Below are 11,610 nucleotides of genomic sequence, written 5' to 3'. Positions count from 1 at the left end.
GGCTCACGCCTGTTTGAAACTTCCGGCGGCCTGAGGCGTAGCTGTCTATGGTAATTTCCTGGCGATCCCTGAAGGACTCTCGGCATGAACCCGATCGACCTGGTGGTGACTGTCTGTGCGGTGCTCTCGCCTGCGACCTGTGAGGAGCAGCATCTGGTGTTCAACTTTGGCGGTTCGCCGGCGCAATGCTCCATGGCCGCGCCGCCTTACATCGCGCAGTGGGTCGGTGAGCATCCGAAATGGCAGGCGGTGCGCTGGCGCTGCGAGTATCCGCGCCCGAACGACAAGGCCTGACGCGTTACTTGGTGCAGTCCTTCAGGTCCTTGTCGGCGATCGAGAACACTGCATCCGCCTTGATCTCGATGTCGCGAACGATGCATTGCCGTGAATTGGGATAGCTGACCTTGGCGTCGTAGCGGCCGGGCTCAACGCCGGTGATGCGCAGCCGCTCGTCGTGATCCACCTCCTTGTCCTTGTCGTTCAGGCACTGGTTCGGACCCCAATCCGTCTTGCCAGACGGTGCGAGCTGGAAGCCGGAAATCGTCTCGCTCGTCAGATTCCAGAGCCGGATGCCTTTGCCCTTGGTCTGCGCGGCGGCTTCACCGGCACACACCAGCACCGCGATCAAAACGAGACACCAACGCATCACCCCATTCTCCCCAAAGTGGCGCCACTATCGTCTGATCAGGCGCTCAAGGTTCTTTGCCTTGTCGAAATTCTTGGCTCGGTCAAGGCCGATCGGCGCAATCAGTTTGGCGGAAGTGAGATCGGCGCCATCGAAATCGGCGTCGATGATGGTCGTGCCGGTCAGGTCGGCGCCACCGAGCTGAGCGTTCTTCAGCGATGCGCCGGTCAGGTCAGCACCCTTGAGGGAAGCAAATTCGAGATCGACCCGGGACAGGTCCGCGTTGCGGGCGTTCAACTGCGCCAGATTGGCAGATCTTAGCACGGCGCGCATCAATCCCATCGACTGGTTGCGCATGTCGGCACCGAGATGCGCATCCGCGATCGACGCGCCGACCAGACTCGCGCCGCTGAGGTCGGCCGCGATGCGCGCCCCGGTTAGATCGGCGCCGTCGAGGCGAGCGCGCGCCATCTGCGACGCGAACAGATTGGCTCCCTTCAGGCTCGCCCTTGTAAGATCCGCATCCAACAGCCACGCTTGATCGAGGATCGCCCCGTCAAGACGGGCGCCAGCGAGTTTCGTCTTGTTGAGCCGTGCCGTGCGGAGAATTGCCTTGGTCAGGTCGAGACCGCTGAGATCGAGCCCCGATAGCCGCTTGCCGGTCAAATCGGCGGGCGCGCCGGCGCTTGCATTGGTCAGAATGGCCTCGACCTCCTGCCGAGTCATCTCGGCGGAGACCATGGCGGGTGACGTCAGATCGAGATCGCGCACCATGTCCTGCGCGCGCGCTGTTGGCGCGAGCAGAGCGAGGCCAAGCCCCATCAGGGCAATCGTTCGCTTCATCAGCAGACTCCGCTGCGATCCAATCTAGCACGCGCCTCGCTCGATTGCCTATAAGACATCCCGCCCGGCGCGGTCGTCGCATTGTTCCGCTTGGATACGCAGCGCAAGCCCGGCCCTGATCGCCGCAATCTCGGCTTCGCCGCGCGCGTCGCGCGGAACGGCAATCGGCACCTCCTGCACGATGCGGGCGGGGCGCGGCGACAGGAAGAACAGGCGGTCGCCGAGACGGATGGCATCGTCCAGGCTGTGGGTGACGAGCAGCGTCATCACGGGACGACTCGCCACCAGCGTCGCGATCTCGTCGCGCAGGCGGCCGGCAAGTGCATCGTCGAGCGAGGCCAGGGGCTCGTCCAGCACGAGCAGGTCCGGCTCGACCGCAAAAGCGCGGGCGAGCGCGACGCGGCGGGCGAGGCCCAGCGACAACTCACCGGGAAAATGGCTGCGATGCGCTTCCAGCTCCAGGATTTTGAACAGCTCCGACAGCTTCGCTTCGGTGACGTCGGGCGCCGCCAAGCGCACATTCTGCTCGACCGAGCGCCACGGCAATAGCCGCGGCTCCTGGAACACCATGCCGATCCGCGCCCCCGGTGGGCGCGCGACATGGCCGTCGAAGTCGCGATCAAGCCCGAGGATGATGCGCAGCATCGTGCTCTTGCCGCAGCCGGAGGGGCCGATCAGCACGCCGACCTCGCCGGACTGCAGAGCGAATTTGACCGGCGCCAGCACCTCGTGCGTGCCGCCCGCTGCGCTGCTGTAGGTCTTCCCTGTGATCTCGACCTCAAGCCGCACGGGGCCGCCACCGCGTTGCGCGGGCCTCGAACGGCTGCACCAGCGCCGTCTCGATCACGAGCACGACCGCGGCGAATGTCAGGGAATAGGCGAGCAGGCGCGGCGTGTCGAACAGCTGGAAGGCGACGCCAATCTCGAAGCCGACGCCATTCGGACGTCCCAGCAGCTCGGCAACCAGCACGATCTTCCACACCAGCGACAGGCCGGAGCGGGCGGAGGCCGCGATATAGGGCGCAAGCTGCGGCAGCACGACATGGCGGAACGCACGCCAGCGCGGCATCGCGAACACGCTCGCCATCTCGTCGAGCGAGCGGTCGAGCGCGCGCGTGCCCTCGCGCAAGGTGACGACGGCCGTCGGCAACTTGTTGATGGCGATCGCCGCGATGGCGGCGGCTTCGGTAAGTCCGGCCCAGATATAGGCGAGCACGATCACCACCAGCGCCGGCAGGTTGAGGAGCAGGATCAGCCAGGGATCGCCGAGCCGGTCGGCAAGCTTCACCCGTCCCATCAAATAACCGATCGCGCTGCCGAGCGACATCGCCAGCACGAAAGCGAGCGCGACGCGCGCCAGGGTTGCGCCGAGATGCAGGAACAGTGCGCCGCTCGCGGCTTCAGCGATGGTGACGTTGAGCACCGCGGGCGGGGAGGGCAGCTTCGCGCCGCCGACGAACAGCGCGGCAATCCACCAGATCGCGAGAAACAGGGCGAAGGAGAGAAGGCGCAGCACCTCAGTCTCCGGAGACGGCGTGATAGAAGGTGCCTGGATCGAGCTCGGCCGCCGGACCGACCAGGTCGCGACCGCCAATCTCGGCGAGCACGCGGTAGAGCACGCGTGCATCCGCCTCTTCGTCGCTGATGCTCCGGCGCGGAATACCATCGCGATAACGGTCGCGATAGGTCTTCAGCATCGCCGGATCGGTCGCGCCGGTGAGCGCGGCGATCTTCTCCCAGGCCGCATCCGAAGTGACCAGCAGTTGTTTGGCCTTGCGCGTCATGGCGATGAAGCGCGCCACCGCGTCGCGATGGCTCGCGGCCCAGCTCTCGTCGAAGACATACCCGACCGCTGACACCGCGCCCTTGGCGCCGAGCTTGGGCAAAATCTCCTCGATGCCCACGAGGCGCCTAAAACCCTTGGCCTCGAGCTGGGCACAGAAATTCCAGAAGTTGAGGCTTGCATCCATCTCGCCGTCGAGCGCCTTGGCCGCGATCAGAGGCGGGGCGCCATAGACGATGGTCGCATCCGACTTGAGGTCGATGCCATCCTGTTTCATCCGCGCTTGCAGCAGCAGCCAGCTCTTGTCGATCGGGCCGCCGCCGACGGCAAGCTTGCGGCCCTTCAGATCAGCGAGCGTCTTGATCGGCGAGGCTGCCGGCACCATCACGGCGCCGAGCGCGCTGGAATAGGGATAGAATGTCAGCCTGGCGCCGAGCGCGCGCTCGCGCGACACCCACAGCCAGTCCGACAGCATGATGTCGGCATTGCCGGCGCGGAGCGCGATCTTGCCGGCCTCGGGGCTCGCAAGCTCGGTGACCTCGAGCGACAGATTGGCCTCCTTGTCGAGCCCGGCCTCGCGGATGGTCGCCAACTCCCAGGAGAACGTTCCGGTCTTCTGCACGGTCAGGCGGATGGTGTCCGCAGCATGGGCCGGCGTACCCAGCGCCAGCGCCGTCACGATCGCCAATATCCGTGCCAAAACTCTCATCACTTGTGAGCCATTTCCTCTGACAGAGTGCTTTTCAGGACAATACGCATAGCATAGCTTCCATCGCAACCAGCGGGAGGACGCTCATGGGTATTGCGGGACAGGTACGACCGATTGTCGCCGCCGTGGTCGTGCTCGCGGCGGCGGTGACAGCGGCGCGGGCCGAGGAGGCCAATGACTATCCGACATCAGCGCGCGCGGAATATGTCTATGGCTGCATGAAAGCCAATGGCGAGACGCGGCAGGCGATCGAACAATGCTCCTGCTCGATCGATGTGGTCGCCTCGATCGTGCCCTATGAAAGATATGTCACTGCCGAGACCGCGCTCAGCATGGCCCAGGTCCGCGGCAATCTCGGCACCCAGTTCAGGACCTCGGAGCAGGCCAATGCAGCCGTGAATGATCTCAGGCGGGCGCAGGCTGAGGCCGAGGTGAGGTGTTTCTAATCAAGCGGTGCCAACCGTTTTCGTCATGCCCGGGCTTGTCCCGGGCATCCACGTTCTTGGAGACAGGCGAGAAGTTCGTGGATGGCCGGGACAAGCCCGGCCATGACGGTGGAGAGATCTATGTCCCCGACTTCTCCACGTCCCACTCATGGCGGAACACGTGCCCCGCCGTGTCCGTGGCTTCCGCGCGGAAGCGCTTGGCGCCATTGGAAACGTAGGTGAAGCGCAGATTCGGGTCTTCCGAGATCGAGATGCCGCCTTCCATCGACAGCACAGGGCTGTCGTCCTGCGTCAGCTTCAGCTGGTTGATGAAGAAGGCGGGAATATAGAGCTGCGTGACCTGATCCATCTGCAGGCCGGAATTGTTGGGATGACCGATCATGATCTGCGCTTCGCGGATGCGGCTTGCCGGCGCGTCCTCACGCGCGAATTGCCGGTAGCGCATCTGGCCAAGGTGGTTCTTGGCTTCCTCAGCGTTCTTCCCCGCCGGTGCCGAGCAGCCGCCTGATGCCTTCACGTAGGTCTTGGAGACGTAGAGCTGGCCGTCGCTGAGCTCGGCGACCGCATGGACATCGGTGTAATTGTTGACGCGCACGCGCGTGGAAATCTCGGTAACGTTGGCATCCGCACCAAGCTCGAATTTCGCCGCCATCGGCGCCGGATTCCGATCGATCACCAGCGTGATCGATCGGATGCGGCGGCTATCTGCCGGCGACAGCTTGCTGCGCAGTGTGACCGGCACGATGGCGGCATCCTCGGCGCGATAGGGCATCTCGATGGCGATGACGCCGTTGCCGTCGTTCATTGGACGGTTGTTGAAGATGTCCTGCATCAGACCCGGCCAGGGATCGTAGGCCTCTTCGGCGCCGGCCGGCAGCGCGAAGGCAATGCCGAGCAATGCGGCGATCAGGGGCAGGCGGCGTGTGGATCCCGTCATGGTCAACGTCCTGTGCGGGCGACGCAGTTATCTAACCAAGGTAGCGCGCCCGCTACTCCCATTCAATTTCAGAGAATGCTGCGGTTGCGTTGCGGGCGTTGTAGTCGTCGAACAGTTCCCAATGCGACCGTTCCGTTTCCGCCGCCTTCTCGGCTGCGGCTCGGATCGGCTCGCCCTTCTTGTTCGAGGCACGGACATCCGACAGCAGCGTCGAGAGATAACGCCGCTCATCAGCCAAAGCGGCAGGCCAGTCGCTCACAGGGCCGTGACCGGGGACGACGCGGACCGCCGGAACGGTCTCTAACTCCTCAAGCAAGGCAAGCCAGCCGCGAATGCTGCCGTCCATGACTGGAATATGGCGCAGAAAGACCAGATCGCCGGCGAACAATGTCTTCGTGGTCGCGTCGAATACCGTCAGGTCGCTGTCGCTGTGCGCGGCCGGCCAGGCCCGCAACACCAGCTGGCGCGATCCGAGATCGAGCATCATTGTGTTCTTCACGAGCACGGTGGGAGCAACGATCTTCACGGGATCGATCAATTCGGCGCCCATGATGCGCCGGAAATTATCGAGATAGTAGGGGCCCCGCGTCGCCAGGGCCTGCGGTAGTCTGCTGTGGCCAACGAAGCTGGTTCCGTCTGCGACGAAGGCCGCATTGCCGAAGACATGGTCGGGATGCCCATGGGTGTTGATGACGTAACGGATCGGTTTGCTGGTGCGGGCGCGCACCGCTGCCAGCAGTTCCTCGCCTTCCCGAAGGCTGCCCCCGGTATCGATCACGGCCACCGCATCGGCGCCGACGATGAAGCCGACATTGGCAATGTCGCCCTCGTTCTGCCGCGTCATCAGGGCGATAGTCCCGGAGTGCACGAAGATTCCCGGTGCGACTTCGCTCACAGGCAATTCGATCGCCGCGGCGCGTGCTAGCGTCGCTGCTGCCAGCAGGGCAAGGGCTGCGATCTTTGACGCGAGATGAGACACTTTTTCGCCTCAGTTCAGGGTTCACTGCATTGCACTGCAATACGAAAAGCCAACGCAAAGCTTGGCGAGACATGATGCGTCCATGCGGTGCATGGATAGCATTCGAATGAAGCGAGGAGGAAGCGCGATGGAGGCCGGACGACATCGTCGCTGGTTGTTTTCACTTTGTGTGGTGGCGGCGTCCTGTGCGATCGGCGACCTCGCCCGCGCGCAGACGACGGATGGTGGTGATCTCTCGTTCGAGCTGGTCGATCCGAAGGTGCTGCGGGTCTGCGCAGATCCGCGCAACATGCCGTTCTCCAACGAGAAGGGCGAGGGGATCGAGAATAAGATCGCCGAACTGTTTGCGGACAAGCTCCAGAAGAAGCTCGACTACGTCTTCTTCCCGCAGGCCACCGGCTTCGTGCGCATGACGCTAGGCGCGCATCGCTGCGACGTCATCATGGGCTTCCCGCAGGGCGACGACATCGTGCAGGGCACCAATCCCTATTACCGCACGACCTATGCGCTAGTCGCCAAGGCCGGCAGCGGGCTCGAGGATGTCGACACGCTCGAAGATCCCAGGCTGAAGGGCAAGCATGTCGGCATCATCGCCGGAACGCCGCCGGCAACCAACATGGCGATGGCCGGGTTGATGAGCGATGCCAAGCCCTATCCACTGATGATCGATACGCGCTACGACAATTCGGCGCAGGCAATGATCGACGATCTCACCGCGGGCAAGATCGACGCTGGGGTGCTGTGGGGGCCGATGGCGGGGTACTACGCCAAGAAGGCCGGCTCGCTGCACGTCACGCCGCTGGTGAAGGAAACCACCGGTCCCAAACTGGTCTATCGCATCGGCATGGGTGTGCGCGCCGCCGACCAGAACTGGAAGCGGCAGCTCAACAAGCTGATCCAGGAGAACCAGGGCGAGATCAACAAGATCCTGCTCGATTTCGGCGTGCCGCTGCTGGACGAAAACGACCGGCCGCTCGGTGCGGAGACGGCCAAGACATCGCCATGAGACGGCATCTTGCCGCTGCGCTCGTCGTCGCCGCTCTGACGGTGCCCGCTTTGGCGCAGCAGCAGGAACCATTCGAGCCGGAAGGCTATCGTACCGACAATTACCGCGGGCCCGTCCCGGCGACGCTGGAAGGCGCGCGGGTGCTGACGACGGCGGATGCCGAGACGATCTGGCGCGCGAACAGCGGTGCCTTCATCGACGTACTGCCGCGTGCGCCGAAGCCGAAGAACCTGCCGGCCGGAACGGTCTGGCGCGATATGCCGCGGAGAAATATTCCTGGCAGCATCTGGCTGCCGGATACTGGCTACGGCGCGTTGCCGCCCGCCATGGACGATTATCTCCAGCGCGGCCTCGCGCGCGCCTCGCACGGCGACAAGGCCGCGCTGCTCGTGATCTATTGCCTTGCCGATTGCTGGATGTCCTGGAACGCGGCCAAGCGCGCATTGGCTTACGGCTATTCCAACGTCGCCTGGTATCCTGATGGGACCGACGGCTGGGAGCGCGCGAAACTGCCCACCGAGGACGCGCAGCCGGAGCCGCGGCCCGAGCAGTGAATGTAGAATCGTCATGGCCGGGACAAGCCCGGCCATGACGCCTCGTCGAAAGCGCAAGCCCTACTGCTTCTGCAACTTCGTCAGCGTGCTCGAGCCGTCAGTATCGGTCGCAGAGTAGGTCACCCTGTCGCCGGCGTGAACGGCATCCAGCATCGCGGCATCCTTGGCCTTGTACTGCTGGAGCGCGCCGGCTGCTCCACCGGTGCCGCTGCCCACCGTGCCTTTTTGGATCTGCTGGATCGAGATGGTGTTGTTGAGCCTGTTAATGCTGGTGACCATTCCGGTCATATCGTCAGCATAGGCGCTGGATGCGAGCATGGTGATGGCTGCAGCGCCCGCAAGGATGAATTTTGTTGTTCCCATCGAGGCCTCCCGGCGTTGGAGATTCTCATCGACAAGCCATCCTAGATCGATTTGGTTCCGGCAGACAGCGCGGCAACATTAAGGATCGCGTTGATATCGAAGGGAACTTTCGTGGAAGCCGTCAGTGAGGCTGACGCTATTCCATTTCCTGCTGGATGACGCGGCCGAGCGCGAACAGGCGCTGGTCGATCGTGGTCGGAACCTCGCAGACGAAGCGCACCACCTTGCGGCGGTCCTCGAAGATGCGGGTCTCCCAGATCAGCTGGTTGCTCATCGCGTCGACCTTGGCGTCGTCGCGCGGCGCTGCGTCCTGGAGCGTCTGGAGCTGGATCGTGTCCTCGCGGATCTTGTCGGCGGCCTCGCGTTGCTTTCGGCTGACGCGTTCAAGCCCGCTCATGACTTGGGCGCGCTGGGCGTTGAGGGTATCGAACAGCCCGGCAAACAGCAGTTTTGCGTTGGCGGTCTTGTCGGCTGAGGCTGCCAGGAATTGCTTCACCGACTTCTCGGCCTCGTCCAGCGGCGTCTTGCGCGCCGCGAGCTTCGAGACCAGTGCGCTGACCTTGCTGTCATCCTTCCATTTGGTCTCGGCATCGTCGAGCGGGGGACCTGCCCAGACGGCGGCGAGCGAGATTTCCGGCACTTTGGCCTGCGCGCAGGGCCAATTGGGATAGCGCGGATCGGCTGCGCGTGCGGCCGAGCCTGCGACCACGAACGCAAACGCCGCGATGGCAAGTGTCCGAACCATCATCCTTCGCCTCCCGCAGGCTCGCGCCTTGCCAACCCGCGCGACGGATCATAGGCATAGATCGCGGCGATCATGAAGACGATTGTGCAAACTCCGACCACCGCCAGCGAGATCCAGTTGATCTGTCCATACAGCGCGAAGCGTATCAGCTCGACGGCATGAGTGAACGGATTGGCCTGGCAGACATAGTAAAGATAGGGACTGCCCTCCTGCACGCGCCAGAGCGGGTAGAGGGCCGAGGAGGCAAAGAACATCGGGAAGATCACGAAGTTCATCACGCCGGCAAAATTCTCCAGCTGCTTGATGCCGGAGGAGATCAGCATTCCGAGTGAGCCCAGCATCAACCCGGAAAGTATCAGTGCCGGCAGTACGGTGAGGTAACCGATCGGGGGCGGGGTGATGTCCCAGAACCAGGCGATGATGAGGAACGCATAGACCTGGAGCAGCGACACGGCGGTGCCTGCGAGCAGCTTGCAGAACAGCAGGAAGCCGCGCGGCAGCGGGCTCACCAGCAGCGTGCGCATATTGCCCATCTCGCGGTCGTAAACCATCGAGAGCGAGGATTGCATGCCGTTGAAAAGCTGGATCATCGCCATCAGCCCGGGCGCGATGAAGACCTCGTAGAGAATGTAGGTCTCGTATGGCGGAATGATCGAGATGCCGAGCACCTGGCGGAAACCGGCGGCGAAGATGAACAGCCACACCAACGGCCGCACCAGCGCCGAGACAAAGCGCTCGCGCTGATGCAGAAAGCGCAGGCCCTCGCGCCAGACGATGCCGGTGAGGCAGGTCATGTACTCGGAGGCCGAGAAGCCGCGTGGCACGTCGCGCGTGGTGATGCTGCTCATGCGCCGCCTCCCGGCATCGCTTGCGCGCCTGTCAGGCGCATGAAGGCGGTGTTGACGTCCTGTGCGCCGGCCTCGCTGATGACACGGCTCATCGGGCCCTGCGCCAGCACCTTGCCCTGGTGCAGCACCACGAGGTCGTCACCGGACATGATCTCGTCGAACAGATGTGTCGCCCAGAGCACGCCGATGCCTTGCTCGGTGACGAGCTGGCGGACATGGCTGATGATTTCGGCGCGCGCTTTGACGTCGAGGCCGACGGTCGGCTCGTCCAATAAGAGCAGCCGCGGCCGATGCAGCAGCGCGCGGGCGATCTCCAGTCGTCGCATCTGGCCGCCGGAGAGGTCGCGCACCTTGCTGCCGGCACGCTCGGTGAGGCCGATGCGCGCCAGCAGCTCGGTGCTGCGGGCGGCCGCCTCGCGGCGGCTGATACCGTGGAGAGCTGCGTGATAGAGCAGGTTCTGCGTCAGGGACAGATCGAGATCGAGCGTGCGCGGCTGGAACACGACGCCGAGCAACCGCAGCGCCTCCCCGGGCGCGCGGCTGATGTCGTGGCCGAAAATGCCGATGCGGCCGGACTGAATGCCGAACAGGCGCGTGATCAGCGAGAACAGCGTGCTCTTGCCGGCGCCGTTGAGGCCGAGCAGCGCGGTGAAGCTTGCGGGCTGCACGTTGAAGCACACGTTCACCAGCGCGCGCCGCGGGCCGTAGGAATGGCTGACGGCGTCGATGGACAGCGCCGGCACCGCGGCCGCTTCTAGCCTCGGCATCTGCTGCGGTTCGGCGATGGGGGCGGGGTTGGTCATGGTGCGATCGTGATGCCCCAGGGCAGTTCGCCCACCTGAATGGTCTTGATGACCTTCTGCGCGGCGACGTCGATGACGGAAACATCGTTGGAGACGCCGTTGGTGGTGAGCAGATATTTTTCATCCGGCGTGAACGCCATGTGCCAGACGCGCTGGCCGACCAGGAGATATTTCGTCACCTTGCGCGTGGCGGTATCGACCACGGCGATGCGGTTGGCGGGACCGAGTGCGACGAAGGCAGTCTTGTCGTCCTTGGTCATGCCGATGCCAACCGGCTGGATCGCCTCTTTGCGCAGGCCCGGAATCTCGAAATTGACTTTGCCGATCACCGCATGCTTGTTGGGATCGATCACCGACACCGTGCCGCCGATCTCCGACGACACCCATAATTCGGATGCGTCATGCTTGAACTCGGCAAAGCGCGGCCGCGCGTCGACGAGCACGTTGGCGACGATCTTGCGCGAAGCAGTGTCGATGAAGTGCGCCATGTTGGTCGTTTCCGACGTGTTGATCAGCGTCTTGCCGTCGGGGCTGATGGTCATGCCTTCGGGCTCGACGCCGACCTGGATGTCGCCGAGACGCGCGCGTTTCTCCAGATCGATCACGGTCACCGTGTTGTCGTTCTCGTTGGCGACATAGAGCGTCCTGCCGGCGGCGTCCTGGGTGAACAATTCGGGGTCGGGACCGGAGGGCAGGGTGTCCACGACGGCTTGCGTCTTGGCGTCGATCATCTGGATGGTGTCGTCATCGCCGATGGCGACCATGACGAACTTGCCGTCGCGGGTGAATTCGATCCCTCGCGGGCGCTGGCCGACCTTGATGGTCTTGGCCACGGTCCAGCTGTCCGTATCGATCACCGAGACCGTATTGCTCTTCTCGTTCGAGACATAGGCGATGAAGGCATGCGCGGGCCTGGCGGTGAGAGCTACGAGCACCGTTGCCAACAACATGCGCGACATCTGTCCGCGG

Annotated in this window: 16 protein-coding genes; 4 read left to right on the top strand and 12 right to left on the bottom strand. The window is 63.8% G+C overall.

Annotation, left to right across the window (positions count from 1 at the left end; translation table 11 throughout):
* Positions 1–84: 84 nt before the first annotated feature.
* On the top strand, positions 85–294 hold the full coding sequence (locus tag BM374_RS26645) for a hypothetical protein (protein WP_092299129.1): 210 nt from the start codon (positions 85–87) through the stop codon (positions 292–294).
* A gap of 4 nt (positions 295–298) precedes the next feature.
* On the opposite strand, the gene BM374_RS26640 is transcribed toward BM374_RS26645, so the two are convergent.
* The 5 genes from BM374_RS26640 to BM374_RS26620 are packed head-to-tail and all read right to left on the bottom strand — an operon-like array spanning position 299 to position 3,960.
* Entirely contained in the window at positions 299–646 is a 348-nt protein-coding gene (locus BM374_RS26640) for a hypothetical protein (RefSeq protein WP_092299126.1), read from the bottom strand.
* A gap of 27 nt (positions 647–673) precedes the next feature.
* Positions 674–1,468, bottom strand: a complete 795-nt coding sequence (locus BM374_RS26635) for a pentapeptide repeat-containing protein (protein ID WP_177248550.1) — start codon at positions 1,466–1,468, stop codon at positions 674–676.
* 48 nt (positions 1,469–1,516) lie between these two features.
* Positions 1,517–2,257 carry an ABC transporter ATP-binding protein gene (locus BM374_RS26630; protein ID WP_092299120.1) on the bottom strand — a complete coding sequence of 247 codons (741 nt, stop codon included), beginning with the start codon at positions 2,255–2,257 and terminating at the stop codon, positions 1,517–1,519.
* Entirely contained in the window at positions 2,247–2,984 is a 738-nt protein-coding gene (locus tag BM374_RS26625) for an ABC transporter permease (protein WP_092299117.1), read from the bottom strand. Before BM374_RS26625 ends, BM374_RS26630 begins: the two co-directional genes overlap by 11 nt.
* A 1-nt stretch (position 2,985) precedes the next feature.
* Positions 2,986–3,960, bottom strand: a complete 975-nt coding sequence (locus BM374_RS26620) for an ABC transporter substrate-binding protein (protein ID WP_177248571.1) — start codon at positions 3,958–3,960, stop codon at positions 2,986–2,988.
* Positions 3,961–4,046: 86 nt separating this feature from the next.
* On the opposite strand from BM374_RS26620, the gene BM374_RS26615 reads away from it, so the two are divergent.
* Positions 4,047–4,406 carry a hypothetical protein gene (locus BM374_RS26615; RefSeq protein WP_092299111.1) on the top strand — a complete coding sequence of 120 codons (360 nt, stop codon included), beginning with the start codon at positions 4,047–4,049 and terminating at the stop codon, positions 4,404–4,406.
* A gap of 118 nt (positions 4,407–4,524) precedes the next feature.
* On the opposite strand, the gene BM374_RS26610 is transcribed toward BM374_RS26615, so the two are convergent.
* Positions 4,525–5,343, bottom strand: coding sequence for a quinoprotein dehydrogenase-associated SoxYZ-like carrier (locus tag BM374_RS26610; RefSeq protein WP_177248549.1), 819 nt, complete (start codon positions 5,341–5,343; stop codon positions 4,525–4,527).
* A gap of 52 nt (positions 5,344–5,395) precedes the next feature.
* Positions 5,396–6,322, bottom strand: a complete 927-nt coding sequence (locus BM374_RS26605) for a quinoprotein relay system zinc metallohydrolase 2 (protein ID WP_092299105.1) — start codon at positions 6,320–6,322, stop codon at positions 5,396–5,398.
* A gap of 127 nt (positions 6,323–6,449) precedes the next feature.
* Here BM374_RS26605 and BM374_RS26600 point away from each other — a divergent pair, with 127 nt between their 5' ends.
* Both BM374_RS26600 and BM374_RS26595 read left to right on the top strand, forming a co-directional pair.
* Complete coding sequence (locus BM374_RS26600) at positions 6,450–7,328, top strand: substrate-binding domain-containing protein (protein WP_092299102.1); 879 nt, start codon at positions 6,450–6,452, stop codon at positions 7,326–7,328.
* Positions 7,325–7,882 (top strand): PQQ-dependent catabolism-associated CXXCW motif protein, encoded by a 558-nt coding sequence (locus BM374_RS26595; RefSeq protein ID WP_092299099.1) that lies wholly within the window; start codon positions 7,325–7,327, stop codon positions 7,880–7,882. The genes BM374_RS26600 and BM374_RS26595 overlap by 4 nt, the downstream gene beginning before the upstream one ends.
* A 60-nt stretch (positions 7,883–7,942) precedes the next feature.
* On the opposite strand, the gene BM374_RS26590 is transcribed toward BM374_RS26595, so the two are convergent.
* The 5 genes from BM374_RS26590 to BM374_RS26570 all read right to left on the bottom strand — a co-directional run bounded on the left by BM374_RS26590 (position 7,943) and on the right by BM374_RS26570 (position 11,600).
* Positions 7,943–8,245, bottom strand: coding sequence for a copper-binding protein (locus tag BM374_RS26590; protein WP_092299096.1), 303 nt, complete (start codon positions 8,243–8,245; stop codon positions 7,943–7,945).
* Between the two features lie 136 nt (positions 8,246–8,381).
* On the bottom strand, positions 8,382–8,993 hold the full coding sequence (locus tag BM374_RS26585; protein WP_092299093.1) for a hypothetical protein: 612 nt from the start codon (positions 8,991–8,993) through the stop codon (positions 8,382–8,384).
* Entirely contained in the window at positions 8,990–9,838 is an 849-nt protein-coding gene (locus BM374_RS26580) for a lanthanide ABC transporter permease protein PedC (protein ID WP_092299090.1), read from the bottom strand. The genes BM374_RS26585 and BM374_RS26580 overlap by 4 nt, the downstream gene beginning before the upstream one ends.
* Complete coding sequence (locus tag BM374_RS26575) at positions 9,835–10,641, bottom strand: lanthanide ABC transporter ATP-binding protein PedB/LutE (protein WP_092299087.1); 807 nt, start codon at positions 10,639–10,641, stop codon at positions 9,835–9,837. The genes BM374_RS26580 and BM374_RS26575 overlap by 4 nt, the downstream gene beginning before the upstream one ends.
* Positions 10,638–11,600, bottom strand: a complete 963-nt coding sequence (locus BM374_RS26570) for a YVTN family beta-propeller repeat protein (protein ID WP_177248547.1) — start codon at positions 11,598–11,600, stop codon at positions 10,638–10,640. Before BM374_RS26570 ends, BM374_RS26575 begins: the two co-directional genes overlap by 4 nt.
* Positions 11,601–11,610 lie beyond the last annotated feature (10 nt).

The organism is Bradyrhizobium sp. Ghvi, from assembly GCF_900115265.1.
GTDB lineage: Bacteria > Pseudomonadota > Alphaproteobacteria > Rhizobiales > Xanthobacteraceae > Bradyrhizobium.
Note: the sequence above shows the minus strand (reverse complement) of the source record. Positions and strands in the feature narration are given on the sequence as shown.